The organism is Streptomyces sp. NPDC001732 (genome assembly GCF_053596315.1).
This window is the reverse complement of the sequence record NZ_JBSFFY010000003.1, coordinates 136,870-155,629: the sequence shown is the minus strand read 5'-3', so window position 1 is coordinate 155,629 and position 18,760 is coordinate 136,870. Positions and strand designations below refer to the sequence as shown.

The window sequence follows — 18,760 nt, the reverse complement described above, 5'->3', positions numbered from 1 at the left end:
CGGGTCAGCGGCTCACAGCTCGTGGCCGAGCACGGCACCGAGCCGCGTCACCAGGTCGTACGCGGCGTCCGGGATCACCGTGCCGGGCGGGAACACGGCCGTGGCGCCCGCCTCGTGCAGCGCGTCGACGTCCTGCGGCGGAATCACCCCGCCCACCACGATCATGATGTCCTCGCGCCCCTCGGCCGCCAGCTCCTCACGGAGCGCCGGCACGAGCGTGAGGTGCCCGGCGGCCAGCGAGGAGACGCCCACGACGTGCACGTCCGCCTCCACCGCCTGCCTCGCCACCTCGGCCGGCGTCTGGAACAGCGGGCCGACGTCCACGTCGAAGCCCAGGTCCGCGAAGGCCGTCGAGATCACCTTCTGGCCGCGGTCGTGACCGTCCTGCCCCATCTTGGCGACCAGGATGCGCGGACGGCGTCCCTCGGCCTCCTCGAACCTGTCCACCAGTGCCCGGGTCCGGTCCACGGAAGGGGACTCACCCGCCTCGTTGCGATACACACCGGAAATCGTACGGATCTGGCCGGCGTGCCTTCCGTAGACCTTCTCCAGTGCGTCCGAGATCTCACCCACGGTCGCCATCGCGCGGGCCGCGTCGACGGCCAGCGCCAGCAGATTGCCCTCCAGACCGGGGCCGGGCTCCCGCTCGGCCGCCGCGGTCAGCGCGCGCAGCGCGGCCCGGCAGGCCGACTCGTCGCGCTCCTCGCGCAGTCGGCGCAGCTTCTCGATCTGCTGGGCACGCACCGAGGAGTTGTCGACCTTGAGCACCTCGATCTGCTCGTCGGTCTCCACCCGGTACTTGTTGACCCCGATCACCGGCTGGCGGCCGGAGTCGATCCGCGCCTGGGTGCGCGCCGCGGCCTCCTCCACCCGGAGCTTCGGGATGCCCGCGTCGATGGCCCGCGCCATGCCGCCCGCCGCCTCGACCTCCTCGATGTGCTGCCAGGCCCGGCGCGCCAGGTCGTACGTCAGCTTCTCCACGTACGCGCTGCCGCCCCACGGGTCGATCACCCGGCCGGTGCCCGACTCCTGCTGGAGCAGCAGCTGGGTGTTGCGGGCGATCCGCGCGGAGAAGTCCGTCGGCAGGGCCAGCGCCTCGTCGAGCGCGTTGGTGTGCAGCGACTGGGTGTGCCCCTGGGTGGCGGCCATCGCCTCCACACAGGTCCGGGTCACGTTGTTGAACACGTCCTGCGCGGTCAGCGACCACCCGGACGTCTGCGAATGGGTGCGCAGGGAAAGGGACTTGGCGTTCTTCGGCTCGAACTGACCGACCAGCTTGGCCCAGAGCAGCCGGGCCGCCCGCAGCTTCGCGATCTCCATGAAGAAGTTCATGCCGATCGCCCAGAAGAACGACAGCCGCGGCGCGAACGCGTCCACGTCCAGCCCCGCCTCCCGCCCGGCCCGCAGGTACTCCACCCCGTCCGCCAGGGTGTACGCCAGCTCCAGATCGGCCGTCGCACCCGCTTCCTGGATGTGGTAGCCGGAGATGGAGATCGAGTTGTAGCGCGGCATCTTCTGCGAGGTGTACGCGAAGATGTCGGAGATGATCCGCATCGAGGGCTTGGGCGGATAGATGTAGGTGTTGCGGACCATGAACTCCTTCAGAATGTCGTTCTGAATGGTCCCGGCCAGCTTCTCCGGCCCGACGCCCTGCTCCTCCGCGGCCACGATGTACAGCGCGAGCACGGGCAGCACCGCGCCGTTCATCGTCATCGACACCGACATCCGGTCCAGCGGGATGCCGTCGAAGAGCTGACGCATGTCGTAGATCGAGTCGATCGCCACGCCCGCCATGCCGACGTCACCGGTCACCCGCGGGTGGTCGCTGTCGTAGCCGCGGTGGGTCGGCAGGTCGAAGGCGACGGACAGCCCCTTCTGCCCGGCCGCGAGATTGCGGCGGTAGAAGGCGTTGGACTCCTCGGCGGTGGAGAACCCGGCGTACTGCCGGATCGTCCAGGGCTGGTTGACGTACATCGTCGGGTACGGGCCCCGCAGATACGGGGCGATGCCCGGGTACGTGCCGAGGAAGTCGAGCCCTTCCAGGTCGCGCCCGGTGTACAGCGGCTTGACCGCGATGCCTTCCGGGGTCTGCCACAGCAGGTCGTCGTCCGAGCCGCCGGAGGACTCCTTCACCGAGGCACGCCACTGGTCCTCGGACACTTCGGCGGCACCGCCCGGACCGAGCTCGATCCCGGAGAAGTCGGGGATACGCATTACGCCACATCCATACGGTCGAGGAGGGAGGAGAGCACGGCCACCACGTCGGAGCCGGCGAAGACGTACTCGTCGACACCGGCGTGCTCGCCGGGCCGGCCCGCCAGGAACACCCGCCGCGCACCCGCCGACCGCAGCGCCCCGGCGACCGCCGCGGCCTGCTCGACGTAGAGCGCGTCGCTGGAACACAGACACGCCACGGTGGCCCCGGAGGCCGAGAACGCCTCGGCGGCCGTCGTCGCGTCGACGGAGACCGGGTCGTGGACCGGCTCGATGCCGCCCGCCTGGAACAGGTTCGAGGCGAACGACGCCCGCGCGGTGTGGGCCGCGGCGGGCCCGAGCGCGGCGAGGAACACCTTCGGCCGCTGCCCGGTCGCCGCGAGATGCGCGTCCGACCGGGCGCGCAGCGCTTCGAACGCCTCGTCGCGGCGGACCCTGGGCAGACCGCCCCGGGCCACCGGATCGGCGGGGGCCGCCTCGCGCTCCACCGGGCGCTCCGCCAGCAGCGGGAACTCGCTCACCCCGGTGATCGGCTCCTTGCGGCGCGCCAGGTCCTTGCTGCGCGCCGCCCAGGTGGCCGCGAGACGCTCACCGATCATCCCGGAGCGCAGGGCGGCGGCCTGACCGCCGGAGCGCTCGATCTCCTGGAAGAACGACCAGGCGGCATCGGCGAGTTCGGCGGTGAGCCGCTCCACGTACCAGGAACCGCCGGCCGGGTCGATCACCCGGGCCAGGTGCGACTCCTCCAGCAGGATCGTCGACGTGTTGCGGGCGATGCGCCGGGCGAACGCGTCCGGCAGCCCCAGGGAGTGGTCGAACGGCAGCACGGTGACGGAGCCGGCCCCGCCGACCCCCGCACCCAGACAGGCCAGCGTCGTCCGCAGCATGTTCACCCACGGATCGCGCCGCGTCATCATCACCGGGGACGTCACCGCGTGCTGGCGCTGCGCCCCGGCACCGGCGGCCCCGCACACCTCGGCCACCCGGGACCAGAGCCGTCGCGCGGCCCGCAGCTTGGCGATGGTCAGGAACTGGTCGGCGGTCGCCGCGTACCGGAACTCCAGCTGCCCGCAGGCCTGTTCGACCGTGAGACCGGCCTCCGTCAGCTCCCGGAGGACGGCGACGCCGGTCGCCAGCGAGGCCCCCAGTTCCTCGGCGGCCGAGCCCCCGGCCTCGTGGTACGGCAGCGCGTCCACGGTCAGTGCCCGCAGTCCGGGGAACTCCCGTGCGCACCGCAGCGCCCAGCGGATCGCCTCCGACGGGTCGGGTTCGGCGCCGCTGCGGGCCGCCAGACCGAACGGGTCCGCGCCGAGGTTTCCGCGAAGGTCCGGGGCTCCGACCCCGCGCTCCGCGGCGATCCGCAGCAACTCCGCGGCTGCGGCGTCGAGTTCGCCACCGGCGTCGAGGACCACGGGGGCCAGGTCGAGGTAGACGCCGTCCAGCGCTCTCGCCAGACCGGGCACCGGAACACCTCCGGCGCCGCCCACGGTCAGCCACAACGAGGTGACGCCGTTCTCCAGATCGGCGAGCACCGCCTCGTTGAGCCGTGCGGGATCGGCGAGGCTGTGCCGCTGCCGTACGTCCCAGCCGCCCGCCGCATTGCCCTCGGCCTTGCTGCCGCGGGTGAAGGGGACGAAGCCCGGACGTCCGGCATCGGGTGCGCTGTCGCGCGAAGTGTAGAGAGGGCGGGTGATGAGCCCGTCCTCCACCGTGGTGGACAGCGCTTCCTCGGCGGCCGTACCCGCGACCTCCTTGCCCGACTTGCGCAGCACGCCCTCGACGAGGCGTTGCCACTGCTCATGGGCGGGGGCGGGGAATTCGGCGGCCAACGAAAGCCCGTCGGCAGGCAGGACCGTCATGCCCAGATGCTAGGTCAGGTCACTGGAGGGCAGCATGCGTTCCGCTTGTGACCTTGCACTCTCCGACCGCACTTGATCCTTCACGCACCGTGGCGTAGCCCGGCCGCTGCCGATGCCCGGTGCTTCCTCCATCCCGCCTGGCATTTGCTCCGTAGAACGCCGCAACGCATTGCAGCTGCCAGATCAATTCGAATATCTTGTCGCACATGCAGTCCTACACCATCGGGCAGGCAGCGCGCCTGCTGGGAGTGAGCCCCGACACGGCGCGCCGCTGGGCGGACGCCGGAAGGGTCGCGACCCACCGTGACGAAAGCGGCCGCAGGCTCATCGACGGCCGCGACCTGGCCGCGTTCTCCATCGAGATCGGCCAGGGCGGCGGGAGCGAGGACGACCCCTCGTACACCTCGGCCCGCAACGCCTTCCCGGGCATCGTCACCGCGGTGAAGCTCGGCGACGTCGCGGCACAGGTCGAGATCCAGGCGGGCCCGCACCGGCTGGTCTCCCTGCTCACCCGGGAGGCCGTCGAGGAACTCGGGCTGGAGGTCGGCATGCGGGCCACCGCCCGGGTGAAGTCCACCAACGTGCACATCGACCGCATCTGATCGCACACCGCCCACGACGCACCCCCTCCCCAAGGAGCCACCGTCACCATGACGACCACCCCCGGCAGACGCCGCGTTGCCGCCGTGCTCGCGACCGCCGCCCTGCTGCTCCCGCTCGCCGCCTGCGGCAGCGGTGACGAGAAGGAACCCGCCGGAAAGTCCGCGCCGTCCTCCGGTGCCCGGCTGACGGTGCTCGCGGCGGCCTCCCTCACCGATGTGTTCAAGGCGGCGGGCGCCGCGTACGAGAAGGAGCACCCGGGCACGAAGGTGACCTTCTCCTTCGCCGGTTCCCAGGAGCTGGCCGCGCAGGTGAAGCAGGGCGCCCCCGCCGACGTGCTGGTCACGGCGGACACCAGGACGATGGACGGGCTGGGGGACGACACCGGGGCCCCCACCGTCATCGCCAAAAACCGCCTGGTCATCGCCACCGGCGAGGGCAATCCGAAGAAGATCGACGGCCTGAAGGACCTGACGGACCCCGGGTTGAAGGTCGTCCTGGCCGCCCCCGAGGTGCCGGTCGGCCGCTACAGCGAGCAGGTCCTCGACGCCCAGAAGCTCACCGTGAAGCCGGTCTCCCAGGAGCCCAGCGTCCGCGCCGTCCTCAGCAAGGTCGAGCTCGGCGAGGCGGACGCGGGCATCGTCTACCGGACCGACGCCGCCACGGCCCCCGACAAGGTCGACGCCGTCGACATCCCCGACGCGCAGAACGCCGTCGCCTCCTACCCGGCCGCCACCCTGCGCCAGTCCGGGAACACCAAGGCCGCGACGGCGTTCGTGAAGTGGCTGAGCACCCCCGCCGCGCAGAAGATCCTCCGGGAGGCGGGCTTCCAGCAGCCGTAGCCCCGCCACGGCCGACCGCCCGCCGGACGGGCGCCGGGGCGACATGCGTGCCGCGCTGCGGTCGGCCGGCGCACGTACCGCACGACGGCCGGTCGCCGCACGCCCCCGCGGGGCGGCCGACCGGCGCCCCCGCCGCGCGACCGCCGGCCGGCGCCCCCGCCGCGCGACCGCCGGCCGGCGGTCGCGCCGTGCGACCGCCGGCCGGCCCGGGGATGCGACGGCCGCGCCCGGACCCCCGCCTCCGTACCCGTACCGACCGACCGATCCAGGGAATTTCGATGAGAGTCCTCCGCAGCCGTGCGCCCGGTGTGCGCACCCCCGTCGCCCTGGCTCTCCCCGCCCTGCTCGCCGTCGCGTTCCTGCTGGTGCCGCTCATCGGGGTCCTGGCCAGCACCCCCTGGGCCGACCTCGGTACCCATCTGACCGGGCCGGACGTCACCCAAGCGCTCAGGCTGTCCCTGCTCGTCTCCTTCTGGGCCCTGGGACTGTCCCTGCTGCTCGGGGTGCCACTGGCCTGGCTGCTGGCCCGGGTCGACTTCCCCGGCAAGGCGCTCGTCCGTTCCCTGGTCCTGCTGCCGATGGTGCTGCCGCCCACCGTCGGAGGCGTGGCCCTTCTCCTCGGCTTCGGCCGACGGGGACTGCTGGGACCCTGGCTGGAGGACACCTTCGGCATCACCCTGCCCTTCCACACGTCGGGCGCGGTGGTCGCGGCGACCTTCGTCGCGATGCCGTTCCTCGTCATCAGCCTCGAAGGGGCACTGGCCGGTCTGCGCCCCGCGTACGAGGAGACCGCGGCCTCCCTCGGGGCCCCGCCCGTCCGGGTGTTCCTCACCGTCACCCTCCCGATGGTCGCCCCCGGACTCGCCGCCGGGGCCGCCCTCACCTGGGCGCGCGCATTGGGCGAGTTCGGGGCGACCATCACCTTCGCGGGCAACCTGCCGGGCACCACACAGACCCTGCCCCTCCAGGTCTACCTGCTGCTCCAGGAATCCCCGGAGGCCGCCACCTCCGTCTCGTTGCTGCTGCTCGCCATCGCCATGGCCGTACTCGTCGCACTGCGCGGGCGCTGGACCGGAACGTCGCGCGACCGCTCGCCCGCCCCCCGCCCGGCCCCGGACGGCCCGGAGGAGGCGGGTGCGACGGAGCCCCCGGCCGGGCGGGAGACGCCCCCCGCCCGACAGGAGCCCCGGTCGCTGCACGCCGAGGTGACCGGCTTCAACCGGCTGACCCTCGACGCCGGACCCGGCACCACGATCGCCGTCGTCGGCCCCAACGGCGCGGGCAAGACGACCCTCCTGCGCGCACTGCTCGGCCTGACCCCGCGCGCCAGGGCGCGACTGCGCCTCGGCGACACCGACGTCACCGCGCTGCCCCCGCACCGCCGCCAGGTCGCCTGGGTGCCGCAGGACGGCGCGCTCTTCCCGCACCTGAGCGCGTTGACGAACACGGCGTACGGGCTCCGCGCCCGCGGCGTCCCCCGGGCCGAGGCCCGGCGCGAGGCGCAGCGGTGGCTCGCCCGGCTGGGCGTCGGCCATCTCGCCCACCGCAGGCCCGCCCAGCTCTCCGGCGGCCAGGCCCAGCGCGTGGCCCTGGCCAGAGCGCTCGCCGCCCGCCCCTGGCTGCTGCTGCTCGACGAACCCCTCGCGGCCCTCGACCAGACCACCCGTGCCCAGGTCCGGCACACCCTGCGCACCCACCTCGCCGGGTTCGGCGGCGTCTGCCTGATCGTCACCCACGACCCCGTCGAAGCGGCGTCGCTGGCGGACCGGGTGCTCGTGCTCGACGAGGGCCGCACCCTTCAGTACGCGACCCCGGCCGAGGTGACCCGGCACCCGCGCTCGCCGTGGGTCGCCCGGATGCTCGGCCGCAACGCCTGGCCGGGCACCGCCGCCGGGGACGGGGCCCTCGCCCTCGCGGGCGGCGGCCGACTGGTCGTCGCGGACGCGCCCGCCGAGGGGACGGACGTCCTCGCGGTCATCGCGCCGGAAGCGGTCGCGGTGCACCACGACCGGCCGGCGGGAAGCCCGCGCAACGTCTGGCCCGGCACCGTCCGGGAACTCACCGCCGTGGGAAGCCGGCTCCGGGTGGTCGTCGTCTCCGACGAGGCACCCGACCTGGTCGCCGAGATCACCCCCGAGGCGGCGGCCGAGCTGGGCCTCGGCGAGGGGACGGACGTGTGGACGAGCGTCAAGGCGACCGAGGTCACCGTCGTCGCCCTGTGAATGCGGGAGACGGCCGCGTCCCGCGAGAAACGCCGCTGCCCGCGGGAGCCGGATTCCCGGAAGGAGCCGGGGCTCCGGGAAGGGGGAGGAACGCACGGACCGGAGCGGAGGAGAGCGGACCGGACCGGAACGGAGAGGAGCGGACCGAAGCGGAGAAGAACGCGGACCGGATCCGTTCCGGGCCGGATGCGTACGGCCGGGAAACCCGGGTCCGGAAATCGGCTGAGGAAAGCGGGTCCGGAAAGCAGTACCGGAAAGCGGCGCCGAAAATTTGATTCCCTTCGCCCGGCCCGTTCGGCGAAAGCACCTCGGGCCGCTCGGCAAGGCCGGAAAAGGGCTGTCTTCCCCCGAGGAACGCCCCTGACCTGGGTACAGGGGGTGCGACTTCACACTTCCTTTATCTCCATCGGGGTTCCCGGTCGCCGCCCACCGGCGTTTTACTTTGTCGATTTCCCGAGCGCGTGCGACGTTTGACCGGCCAGGTCGAATCAATGCGCACACGCGTCGGGAACAGGGGAATTCATCGTGCAGACCGCCAGGGCCGTCCCGGCATCCACCGTCCTCAACCTGCGCGACCTGGGCGGCATCGCCCTGGGCCCGGACCGCCGGGTCCGGCCGGGTGCCGTGCTGCGCTCCGGGCAGCTCAGCGGGCTCGACGCGGCGCAGGACTCGGAGGTGGCCGCGCTCGGCATCCGTACCGTCGTCGACCTGCGGACCGCCGACGAGCGCTCCGCGGCACCGGACCGGCTGCCTGCCGGGGCGCGGCTGTTCGTCGCCGACGTGCTCGGGGACAACCCGGGCGTGGCGCCCACCCGGCTGCGCGCGCTGCTCACCGACCCCGCCGAGGCGGAGCGGCTGCTGGGAGGCGGGAAGGCGGAGGAGATGTTCGCCGGGACCTACCGGCAGATGGTCCTCTCGCCGGGGGCCGCTGCGGCCCACCGGGCCTTCGTCGAGACGGTCGCCGACGACCGTGCCCGTCCGGTGCTCTTCCACTGCACGGCCGGCAAGGACCGGACCGGCTGGGCCGCCGCGCTCCTCCTGATGATGCTCGGCGCGTCGCGCGAGGTCGTACGGGCCGAGTTCCTCGCGGTGAACCCCGTGGTGCGGGCCGCATTCGCCCCCTATGTGCAGGACTTCCTCGACGCGGGCGGCGACCCGGAGATCGCGTCCGCGATCGTCGAGGTCCGGCCCCGGTACCTCGACACGGCGCTGGACGCCATGGACGAGCGGTGGGGCGGGCTGGAGGGCTATGTGCGCGACGGCCTGCGGATTCCGCGGGCCGCGATGGAGCGACTGCGCGACGGGCTCGTGATGTCCGCCTGAGCCGCACACGGGGCGCCCCGTGGCCTCGCCGCAAGGCCCCGATCCCCGTGAATCCCCGCGAATCCCCGCGAGGGGAGGAGGATGGCGCGCCGCCGGGTTGACTTGATACCCCCAGGGGGTATCTTGTGGTGTGTCGGGGGGCGCGGCCTCCCGGTCCACCCGAGGAGGAAACCGTCATGAACAACGCACTGAGGATCACCGCCTTCGCCGCCGCGCTCGCCGCGACCTTCGGGACCGCGTACGGCGTCGGCAAGAGCGTCGACCCGCTGGTGGCCGCCGAGGAGCGCCCCGCGCAGCACGGCGGCCACGGCGGGGGAGAGGAGGCGGGCGGGGGCAGGAAGGCGGCGGCGGACCACGCGGCCGGCGGCCTGGAGATCTCCGAGGGCGGGTACACGCTGGCGCTCGAGAACCCGGTGATCCGCGCCGGGGCCCCGACCCGGCTCCGGTTCACCGTCAAGGACGACAACGGGCGCAAGGTCACCGCCTACCGGCGCGAGCACGGCAAGGAACTGCACTTCATCCTCGCGTCGAGCGACCTCACCCAGTACCGGCACCTGCACCCCGTCCGCGCGGCCGACGGCACCTGGTCGACCCCCGTCGAACTGCCCGAGGCCGGTGGCTACCGGGCGTTCGCCGACTTCACCCCCGCGGTCGCGGGAGCCGAGAACCTCACCCTGGGCGCGGACCTGGCCGTCTCCGGCTCGTACCGCCCCGCCGCTCTGCCCGCCCCGCGCGCCACCGTCGGGGTCGACGGCTACGAGGTCGAGCTCGGCGGCGACCTCCGGGCCGGGCGGGCGGACGAACTGAAGCTGACCATCAGCAGGAACGGCCGCCCCGTCACCGACCTCCAGCGCTACCTCGGCGCGTACGGGCACCTGGTCGCCCTGCGCTCGGGCGACCTGGCCTACCTCCACGTCCACCCGAACGAGGGAGGTCCGGGGCCCGAGGTGTCCTTCACGGCGACGGCGCCCAGTGCGGGCACGTACCGCCTCTTCCTCGACTTCCAGCACGAGGGCAAGGTGCGCACGGCCGCCTTCACCGTCCGGGTGCCTGCGTCCGGCGAGAAGGGCGAGGACCACCGGGAGAGCGGTGCGGAGGGCGCCGGACACGCGCACTGACGCGGGCGCGGCGGTCCGCGACGGGTCCGCACCACCAGGCAGGGCCCATGGGCCACCGCCGCGACGGACCCCGCCGGAGGCGGCTGCCCGCCCGCGGCGGCCGATCACCGGCCCTGGGTATCGTGAGGACACCGGATGGTGGAACTCCGAGAGGGGCGTACGTTGACCGAGCGCAAACCCGCGGGCATCAGCTTCGAATCCTGGGTCGACAAGCAGATCCGGGAGTCCGAACAGCGGGGAGACTTCTCGCAGTTGCCGGGCTTCGGCAAGCCGCTCGACAGCGTCGAGGCCCCCTACGACGAGAACTGGTGGATCAAGCGGAAGATGCAGCGCGAAGGGGTCTCGGTGCTCCCGCCGGCCCTGGCCCTGCGCAAGGAGGCGGAGGACGTGGCCGCGGCCGTGCCCGGTGTGCGCACGGAGGCCGAGGTGCGGCGCATGCTCACCGGGATCAACGAGAAGATCCGGGCGGCCGTCAGGCGTCCGCCGCCGGGACCACTGCTGAACCTCCGGCCGTTCGACGTCGAAGCCGTGGTCGAGGAGTGGCGCGCCACGCGCGACTCCGCGTGAGGGCGTCTGCGCCACGGGCCGTCCGGTCCCCGGGCCCGGATGCGCAATACTCGGCCCATGACATCGAGCACCACCCGTCCGGGCGGCGCGCCACGCCGGGGAACCGTGCACGTCAGACGGGCGACCGCCCGGGACGCGAAGCGGCTCACCCGGCTGGTCAGGACCTCCCGCGCCTACGAGGGGCACTACGCCGCGATGGTCTCCGGCTACCGGGTGGGGCCCGACTACATCGAGACCCACCGGGTCTTCGCGGCCGTCGAGGCCGACACCGGGCGACTGCTCGGCTTCTACTCGCTCGTCCTCTCGCCGCCGGAACTCGACCTCATGTTCGTCGCCGACGACGCGCAGGGGCTGGGCATCGGGCGCCTCCTCGTCGGGCATCTGCGCGGTGAGGCGCGCCGCGCCGGACTGAGCGGTGTCCGGGTCGTCTCGCACCCGCCCGCCGAGGGCTTCTACCGGAGCATGGGCGCCCTGCGCACCGGCACGTCGGCGGCCCGTCCGCCCGCGGTGATGTGGGACCGGCCCGAACTGCTGCTGCCGGTCGGGGCGCCGGAGGAAAGGGCCCGCCCGGATTCCGGCGCGGTCCCGCACCACAGGTGATCCCGGGCTCCTCGGGCTCACCGGACCCCTCGACCCCTCGGGCCTCCTGGGCCTTCCGGTGCGGGCGTACGCGATGCCGGACCCGGCCCCGGGGCGGGAGGGCGCCCTGCCGCATGTCGAGGAGCATGCACATGCCCTCGCCCGCCGTCGGTACTACGGTGGGGGAGGAGGGGGACACCTACGGGGGGTGCGCGGACGGAGGCTCCCGGTGACCCCGACAGCAGGCCCCTCCGGCGGGCCGGGCCGCCACGAGACGCCCGAGGAACGGGCGGACCGGCGGTGGACGGACCTGCTCCAGGAGCTGCGGGTGGCCCAGACGGGCGTCCAGATCCTGTTCGGCTTCCTGCTCGCCGTGGTGTTCCAGCCGCGCTTCGCCGGACTCCCGGACGTCGACCGCAACATCTACGTGGTCACCGTGATGCTGGGATCGGCCACCGCGGGCGCCCTGATCGGGCCCGTCTCGTACCACCGGCTGCTCACCGGGCGGCGGCTCAAGCCGCAGACGGTCACCTGGGCGTCCCGGATGACCGTCCTCGGGCTCGGCCTGCTGTTCTGCACCATGTGCTCCACCCTGCTGCTCATCCTGCGGGTGGCCCTGCACAACTCCGTCGCCCTGTGGCTGGTGGGCGGCATGGCGCTGTGGTTCCTGGCCTGCTGGCTGGGGTTCCCGGCCTGGGCCCTGGCCCGCCCCTCGCCGCCCGACCGCGGGGGACGCCCCAGGAGCGACCGCAGGGAATGACCCGGGCGCGGGGAAGGGCCTCGACCACGGGGAAACGGTCCCGGCCGTACGGCGAACGGCCCCGTGCGCGGGGCGGGTCCGGTCAGGGGGAATCCGCCACGGCGAGTTCCGGGACGTCCGTGACCGTGAAGAGGGCGCCGTCCGGGTCCAGCAGGGTCGCCTCGTCGCCCCGGCCCAGCGGTCGCCGCTCGACCAGGCCACCGCCGTTCTCCCGCGCCGCGGCGACCGTGGCCGCCACGTCGGCGACCGGGAAGTACACCTGCCAGTGCGGGCGGACCATCGGATCGGGGGCCGCCTCCACCGCGCCCGAGCCGATCCGGGCGAGCCGTCGGCCGCGGCAGTCGACGACGACCTCGTCCTTCTCGTACGACACCTCGCAGCCCCCGGGGCGTCCGCTCGCCCAGTCGAGCACCTCCCCGTAGAAGATCGCGGCGTCGAAGGCGTTCCGGGTGTGCAGCCGGAGCCAGGCGTGCGAGCGGGCGTCCGGTGCGGGCGAGGTCGCGGGCTCGGTCCGCTCCCAGATGCCGAACACCGCGCCGTCGCGGTCCGCCGCCAGGGCCCCGCGTCCCTTGCCGAGCGCCAGCGGCCCCACCGCGACCGTGCCGCTGCGTTCCCGGATGCGCGAGGCGGCCGCGTTCGCGTCGGGGACGGCGAAGTAGGGCGTCCAGGCCACGGCCACCTGGTAGGCGGTCGCCACCGCGCCGATCCCGGCGACCGGTACGTCGCCGCGGCGCGCGACCGAGAACTCCTGCCCCAGCCTGCCCGGCCGGAAGGACCATCCCAGCACGGCGCGGTAGAACTCCTGCGCCGCCTTCAGGTCGCGGGTCATGAGGTTGACCCAGCAGGGCGCCGCAGATCCGGTCAGCGGCGCCGGCGTCGGTGCCTTCCCCGGGTGGCTTCCGGTCATGGTCCCACTGCCTTCGTCGGTTCCGCGGTCCGCTTCTGCCCGGCGGTCGGGCCTCCACCAGCCTCACCGCGGGCGACCGCCCCCGCAACACGCGACAGGGCCGCCCGCCCCGTGCGTCACCGGCCCGGCGGCCGGGTGCACGGAGGCGCCGGCCCGCGCCCCGGGGAGTCGTCGTGAGGGAACCCGGGGTTCATTCGCGGCGTTCGTCGCCGTTGCGGTGGATGATCTCGTTCCCGTGGTCCCCGAGTTCGTAGGGGGAAAGGCCCCTGCCGTTGGGCGGGAAGCTGTCGTCGCCGTGCACGTCGTGCGCCTCGACGTGGCTCCGATGGTCCGGATGCGGTGGCTGCTCATCGGGTCTGGGGGGTGGCAGCTCCTGGTCCCGGCGCCGCTTGCCCAGCCAGAAGCCACCGATCAGCATGGCCACCAACGCCACTCCGACGACGCCCATCACCGCTCCGGTCGCGCCCCGGCCGTCGGCGAGGGTGGAGGCCAGTGAACTCAGGTCCATGTGCGATACGTCCATGTGAGATCCGTCCATGTGTGCCGGATACCCCGGGATGAGCCACGCACTCGGCAAGTGCCATGAATTCATATTTTAAGCGGATATAGCCTGAAAAGCGTTTCGCTCAAGGGGGCGGGCACGCCCCCGCGGGCGGCGCAGGGGCGGATGAGCGGGCCCACCCGATCAGCGGGTTCCCGGGAGGGGAGGGGTCCGTGGCGGCGTCCTCGTGTCGCTGTCGCACCGCCGGGGAGCGAGGCTGGAGACAGCTCCCGAATCGCCGGAGAGGAACGGAGGGGCGCCGGGCCCGTCCGGCCGACGGGCCGGCTTCGGCGCGGGAACGTGCGGCGCCACACCGACCGGAAGGAACCGCGGTGAACACGATCAAGGAGAAGCAGGCGGCGGCGAGCGGATACGGCCAGGAGGTGTCGGTCGTCATCACCGGGTGCGAGAAGGACGACGCGAGGATGGTCTTCGACGTGCTGCGGGCGGCGTTCACCACCGACCGGGCCTCGGTCGACGTCCCGCAGGATCTCGCGGACAAACGCCCCACCGCATGGGTGGTGACCGTCGACGTCACCGAGGCCCGGGTGGTCTCCGGGACGGTCGCGCTCGGCGCGCCCGTGAGCGTCGACGCGCAGGGCGGCTACTGGGCGGTCGAACGGCTCCGGCGGAGCCTGGCGCACGCCTTCGACGTCCAGGTCGTCGGCACGGTCTCCGGCGACCAGGAGGAAGAGGTGTGCCTGCGCCTGCGGAGCCGGTCGGGCGACCGTCCGGCGGGCCACGGCACGGGGACGGGGCAATGAGCCGGGAAGGCGCCCCGCTTCTGGTAGAAAACGGATCATTCATGAGGAAACACGCAAAAGTCACCCCTGAAAGGTGCGAGTGAGTGGACCTCTCCCACGGGCGGGACGACGGCGCCCGGCAGCAGGCGGCGACCGGTGACCGTTCCACCCTGACGCTGCAGATCAACGGAATCGGGCGGACCCTCACGCTGGACCACCGCACCACGATCCTGGACGCCCTGCGCGAGCACCTCGGGCTGACGGGCACCAAGAAGGGCTGCGACCACGGCCAGTGCGGAGCGTGCACCGTCCTCGTCGACGGCCGGCGCGCCAACAGCTGCCTGCTGCTCGCCGTCGCCCACGACGGCGCCGCCGTCACCACCGTCGAGGGCCTCGCCGACGGCGACCGGCTCCACCCGCTCCAGGCGGCGTTCCTCGAACGCGACGCCCTCCAGTGCGGCTACTGCACCCCCGGCCAGCTCTGCTCGGCCGTCGGCATGCTCGGCGAGGCGGCGGACGGCTTCCCGTCCCACGTCACCGCGCGCACCGCGCCCGTCACCGCCCCGGCCCCCCTCGACGCCGCGGAGATCCGCGAACGGATGAGCGGCAACCTGTGCCGCTGCGGCGCCTACCCCCGCATCGTCGAGGCGATCGAGGACGTGGCGCCGTGAAGCCCTTCGCCTACCTCCGCGCCCGCTCCGCCGAGGAAGCCGTCCGCGAGCACGCCGCCCACCCGGGCGCCGGTTTCCTCGGCGGCGGCACCAATCTCGTCGACCTGATGAAACTCGGCGTCGAGACCCCCGCCCTGCTCATCGACGTCAGCCGGCTGCCCCTGGACCGGGTGACCGGCACCGACGACGGCGGACTGCGCATCGGCGCCACCGTGCGCAACAGCGACCTGGCCGCCCATCCCACGGTGCGCACCCGCTACCCCGCCCTGTCGCAGGCGCTGCTGTCCGGCGCCTCCGGACAGCTCCGCAACACCGCCACCACCGGTGGCAACCTGCTCCAGCGCACCCGCTGCCCGTACTTCCAGGACACCTCCAAACCCTGCAACAAACGGGAACCCGGCACCGGCTGCCCCGCCCGCGAGGGTGCCCACCGCGACCTCGCCGTGCTCGGCCACTCCGAGCACTGCGTCGCCACCCATCCGTCCGACATGGCCGTCGCGCTGTCCGCCCTCGACGCCACCGTCCACCTGCACGGGCCGGACGGCGAACGGACCGTGCCCGCCACCGGATTCCACCGGCTGCCGGGCGACACCCCGCACCGCGACACCGAGCTCCGGCCGGGCGAACTCGTCACCGAGGTGCTCCTGCCTCCGCCCCCGGACGGCGCCGCCTCCCTCTACCGCAAGGCCCGCGACCGCGCCTCCTTCGCCTTCGCCCTCGCCTCGGTCGCCGTCGTGCTGAGCGTCCGCCACGGCCGGATCGAGCACGCGGCGCTGGCCTTCGGCGGGCTCGCCCACCGGCCCTGGCGCGCACACACCGCGGAAGCGGCGCTCCGGGGCGCACCGGCCGTCCGCGAGAGCTTCGAACAGGCCGTGGACGCCGAACTCGCCGCGGCCCGGCCGCTGCGCGACAACGCGTTCAAGGTGGGGCTCGCCCGCGCCCTGGCTGTCGACGCGCTGACCGGACTCGCCGCCGACAGCTGAACCCCAGCCCCCGCCGACCCGCAGACGTGAGGACCCCGTCATGAGCCAGGCCCCGTCACCACTGGGCACCCCCGTCGTCCGCCGCGAGGGCCGGGACAAGGTCACGGGCGCCGCCCGGTACTGCGCCGAGCACACCCCGCCGGGGTGCCTGTACGGGCGGCCCGTCCCCGCCACGATCGCCCGCGGCCGGGTCACCGCCGTCCACGCGGACGAGGCCCTGGCCCTGCCGGGCGTGCGCGCCGTGCTCACCCACGACAACGCCCCCCGGCTCAAGGAGCCCGACGACCCGGTCCTCGCCGTCCTCCAGAACGACCGGGTCCCGCACCGGGGCTGGTACGTCGCACTCGTGGTGGCCGACACACCCGAGGCCGCCCACGCCGGGGCCGAGGCGCTGCGGATCACGTACGAGACCGCCGGGCACGACGTTGTCCTGACCGAGGACCACCCCGGCCTGTACGTCCCCGAGGCGGTCAACGGCGGCTACCCCGCCGTCCGCGAGCGCGGCGACACCGACCGGGCCTTCCGCGCGGCCCCCGTACAGGTCGACGCCACGTACACCATCGGCCCCCTGCACAACCACCCCATGGAGCCGCACGCCACGACGGCCCGGTGGGACGAGGACGGACACCTGACCGTCCACGACTCCAGCCAGGGCTCCACGACGGTCCGCGACAGCCTCGCCGCCGCGTTCGGGCTCCGGCCGCATCAGGTCACCGCGGTCTCCGAACACGTCGGCGGCGGCTTCGGCTCCAAGGGCACCCCGCGCCCGCAGGCCGTCCTCGCCGCCATGGCCGCCCGCCACACCGGACACCCGGTCAAGATCGCCCTGCCCCGCCGTCAGATGGCCACCGCGGTCGGCCACCGGGCCCCCACCGTTCAGCGCGTCCGGCTCGGCGCCGAACTCGACGGCACCCTCACCGCGGTCGACCACGAGATCGCCACCCACACCTCCACCGTCAAGGAGTTCGTGGAGCAGGCCGCCGTACCGGCCCGGGTCATGTACGGATCCCCGGCCGGCCGCACCGTCCACCGGGTGGCCGCACTGGACGTGCCGACCCCCTCCTGGATGCGCGCACCGGGCGAGGCCCCCGGCATGTACGCGCTCGAATCCGCCATGGACGAACTCGCCGCCGCCCTCGGCATGGACCCCGTCGAACTGCGCGTCCGCAACGACCCGGCGTACGAACCCGACTCCGGCCGGCCGTTCAGCAGCCGCGGCCTCACCGCCTGCCTGGAGGCGGGCGCCGCACGCTTCGGCTGGTACGACCGCGACCCGCGCCCCGCCGTCCACGAGGAGGGGCCGCTGCTCGTCGGTACGGGCGTCGCAGCCGCCACCTACCCCGTGTACATCACCGCCTGCGGCGCCTCGGCGCACGCGGCCCCCGACGGCTCGTACCTCGTCCGGGTCAACGCCACCGACATCGGCACCGGCGCCCGCACCGTGCTCGCACAGATCGCGGCCGACGTACTGGGCACCCCCGTGGACAACGTCCGGACCGACATCGGCAGCAGCGAACTGCCCGACGCCCCGGTGGCCGGCGGCTCAGCGGGAACCGCCTCCTGGGGCTGGGCCGTGCACAAGGCGTCCACCCTTCTGCTGCGGCAACTGGGTGAGCACACCGGCCCCCTCCCCGAGCGGGGGCTCACCGCCACCGCCGACACCCGGCAGGAGACCGCCGAGGAGTCCCCGTACGCGCGCCACGCCTTCGGGGCGCACTTCGCCGAGGTCGCCGTCGACTCCCGCACCGGAGAGGCGCGGCTGCGCCGGATGCTCGGCGTCTTCGCCGCCGGACGCATCCTCAACTCCCGTACCGCACGCTCCCAGTTCATCGGCGGCATGACCATGGGAGTCGGCATGGCCCTGACCGAGGGCAGCACCGTCGACCCCGTCTTCGGGGACTTCACCGAGAACGACCTCGCCTCCTACCACGTGCCGTCCTGCGCCGACGTGCCGGAGATCGAGGCGCACTGGATCGACGAGGACGACCCGCACCTCAACCCGATGGGCAGCAAGGGCATCGGCGAGATCGGTATCGTCGGCGCCGCCGCGGCGGTCGGCAACGCGGTCCGGCACGCCACCGGCATCCGACTGCGCAGCCTCCCGCTCACCCCGGACAAGCTGCTGCCCTACCTGTTGTGAACGCGCAGGGCGGCGCTCCTCGTGTTGCGCGCCGGGCCCCGCCGGGCCACGCTGAAAGTGACCCAGAAGAGACATCTGCTCACTCTTCGTGTTCGGGGGGCGTTGGTTCAACGGGGCGAAGCCAGTGGGCCTCGATGTGAGGAGCCTCGACGATGACCGTTCCACTCGACCGGCACTATCTGGTCGAACTCCAGGTTTCGGCAGAGCGTGTGACCCAGCTGCGGCGAATAATCGCCGCGCATCTGCGTCACTGGAGTCTCGAACTCCACATCCGGCCGGTGTGCCGCGGTGTGGAGGAGCTGCTGACCAATGTCCACCGGCACGTCGGTGACGACAACAACTGCATCGTCGAACTCCGATGGTCCGGACGACATCTCACGGTCTCCGTCGCCGACAACGGCTCCGGCATGCCGCGGCTGCTCAGCACCGGCGGCGGTGGCCTGAGCCGGGTCATGGCCCTGAGCGACAGCTGGGGCACCTGCCGTACCGCCGAGGGCAAGGTCGTCTGGTTCACCCGGTACGCGAAGGAACCGAACGGCATCGACCGGGTGCCGCTGTCGCCGCTGCCCGGCGTGCGCGAATTCCGCCGCCCGCCCGCCGAGGCCGCCGCCCCCGGCCCCGCGACCGCCCCGGAACCCGCCGCCGCCCTCGTCTGAGCCGGGAGCAGAGCCGCGGGCACCCGCCCCGCCGG

General features: G+C 73.4%; 17 protein-coding genes. 13 read left to right on the top strand and 4 right to left on the bottom strand.

Translation table 11 applies throughout. The features are described from left to right. Positions 1–12: 12 nt before the first annotated feature. Together scpA and ACWCXX_RS05690 are read right to left on the bottom strand one after the other, a co-directional pair. On the bottom strand, positions 13–2,214 hold the full coding sequence (gene scpA, locus ACWCXX_RS05695; RefSeq protein WP_451124645.1) for a methylmalonyl-CoA mutase: 2,202 nt from the start codon (positions 2,212–2,214) through the stop codon (positions 13–15). After that, entirely contained in the window at positions 2,214–4,073 is a 1,860-nt protein-coding gene (locus ACWCXX_RS05690; protein WP_451124643.1) for a methylmalonyl-CoA mutase family protein, read from the bottom strand. The genes scpA and ACWCXX_RS05690 overlap by 1 nt, the downstream gene beginning before the upstream one ends. 206 nt (positions 4,074–4,279) lie before the next feature. On the opposite strand from ACWCXX_RS05690, the gene ACWCXX_RS05685 reads away from it, so the two are divergent. From ACWCXX_RS05685 to ACWCXX_RS05650, 8 genes are all read left to right on the top strand, one after another. Beyond that, positions 4,280–4,675 carry a TOBE domain-containing protein gene (locus ACWCXX_RS05685; RefSeq protein ID WP_451124641.1) on the top strand — a complete coding sequence of 132 codons (396 nt, stop codon included), beginning with the start codon at positions 4,280–4,282 and terminating at the stop codon, positions 4,673–4,675. Between the two features lie 48 nt (positions 4,676–4,723). Next, the gene (modA, locus tag ACWCXX_RS05680; RefSeq protein WP_451124639.1) at positions 4,724–5,515 is read left to right on the top strand and encodes a molybdate ABC transporter substrate-binding protein; all 792 of its coding nucleotides are present in this window, start codon (positions 4,724–4,726) and stop codon (positions 5,513–5,515) included. 278 nt (positions 5,516–5,793) lie between these two features. Beyond that, on the top strand, positions 5,794–7,737 hold the full coding sequence (locus tag ACWCXX_RS05675) for an ABC transporter permease (protein ID WP_451124637.1): 1,944 nt from the start codon (positions 5,794–5,796) through the stop codon (positions 7,735–7,737). Between the two features lie 525 nt (positions 7,738–8,262). Beyond that, positions 8,263–9,060 (top strand): tyrosine-protein phosphatase, encoded by a 798-nt coding sequence (locus ACWCXX_RS05670; RefSeq protein WP_451124635.1) that lies wholly within the window; start codon positions 8,263–8,265, stop codon positions 9,058–9,060. A gap of 176 nt (positions 9,061–9,236) precedes the next feature. Beyond that, a complete protein-coding gene (locus ACWCXX_RS05665; RefSeq protein WP_451124633.1) occupies positions 9,237–10,178 on the top strand; it encodes a hypothetical protein in 942 nt (313 codons plus the stop codon). Between the two features lie 162 nt (positions 10,179–10,340). Continuing rightward, positions 10,341–10,745 carry a DnaJ family domain-containing protein gene (locus tag ACWCXX_RS05660; protein ID WP_451124927.1) on the top strand — a complete coding sequence of 135 codons (405 nt, stop codon included), beginning with the start codon at positions 10,341–10,343 and terminating at the stop codon, positions 10,743–10,745. A gap of 57 nt (positions 10,746–10,802) precedes the next feature. Then, on the top strand, positions 10,803–11,345 hold the full coding sequence (locus tag ACWCXX_RS05655) for a GNAT family N-acetyltransferase (RefSeq protein ID WP_451124631.1): 543 nt from the start codon (positions 10,803–10,805) through the stop codon (positions 11,343–11,345). Between the two features lie 208 nt (positions 11,346–11,553). Beyond that, positions 11,554–12,084, top strand: coding sequence for a DUF6328 family protein (locus tag ACWCXX_RS05650; protein WP_451124629.1), 531 nt, complete (start codon positions 11,554–11,556; stop codon positions 12,082–12,084). 82 nt (positions 12,085–12,166) lie between these two features. Here the strand turns inward: ACWCXX_RS05650 and ACWCXX_RS05645 are convergent, their stop codons facing one another. Together ACWCXX_RS05645 and ACWCXX_RS05640 are read right to left on the bottom strand one after the other, a co-directional pair. Next, positions 12,167–12,991 (bottom strand): VOC family protein, encoded by an 825-nt coding sequence (locus ACWCXX_RS05645; RefSeq protein WP_451124627.1) that lies wholly within the window; start codon positions 12,989–12,991, stop codon positions 12,167–12,169. A gap of 190 nt (positions 12,992–13,181) precedes the next feature. Further along, complete coding sequence (locus ACWCXX_RS05640) at positions 13,182–13,514, bottom strand: DUF6479 family protein (RefSeq protein ID WP_451124625.1); 333 nt, start codon at positions 13,512–13,514, stop codon at positions 13,182–13,184. Between the two features lie 350 nt (positions 13,515–13,864). On the opposite strand from ACWCXX_RS05640, the gene ACWCXX_RS05635 reads away from it, so the two are divergent. The 5 genes from ACWCXX_RS05635 (at position 13,865) to ACWCXX_RS05615 (ending at position 18,725) form a co-directional block, all read left to right on the top strand. Continuing rightward, complete coding sequence (locus tag ACWCXX_RS05635; protein ID WP_451124623.1) at positions 13,865–14,296, top strand: hypothetical protein; 432 nt, start codon at positions 13,865–13,867, stop codon at positions 14,294–14,296. Between the two features lie 83 nt (positions 14,297–14,379). Then, on the top strand, positions 14,380–14,946 hold the full coding sequence (locus ACWCXX_RS05630; protein ID WP_451124621.1) for a 2Fe-2S iron-sulfur cluster-binding protein: 567 nt from the start codon (positions 14,380–14,382) through the stop codon (positions 14,944–14,946). Next, positions 14,943–15,929 carry an FAD binding domain-containing protein gene (locus ACWCXX_RS05625; RefSeq protein ID WP_451124619.1) on the top strand — a complete coding sequence of 329 codons (987 nt, stop codon included), beginning with the start codon at positions 14,943–14,945 and terminating at the stop codon, positions 15,927–15,929. Before ACWCXX_RS05630 ends, ACWCXX_RS05625 begins: the two co-directional genes overlap by 4 nt. A gap of 40 nt (positions 15,930–15,969) precedes the next feature. Next, positions 15,970–18,069, top strand: coding sequence for a xanthine dehydrogenase family protein molybdopterin-binding subunit (locus ACWCXX_RS05620; protein ID WP_451124617.1), 2,100 nt, complete (start codon positions 15,970–15,972; stop codon positions 18,067–18,069). 152 nt (positions 18,070–18,221) lie between these two features. Continuing rightward, positions 18,222–18,725 carry an ATP-binding protein gene (locus ACWCXX_RS05615; RefSeq protein ID WP_451124615.1) on the top strand — a complete coding sequence of 168 codons (504 nt, stop codon included), beginning with the start codon at positions 18,222–18,224 and terminating at the stop codon, positions 18,723–18,725. Positions 18,726–18,760 lie beyond the last annotated feature (35 nt).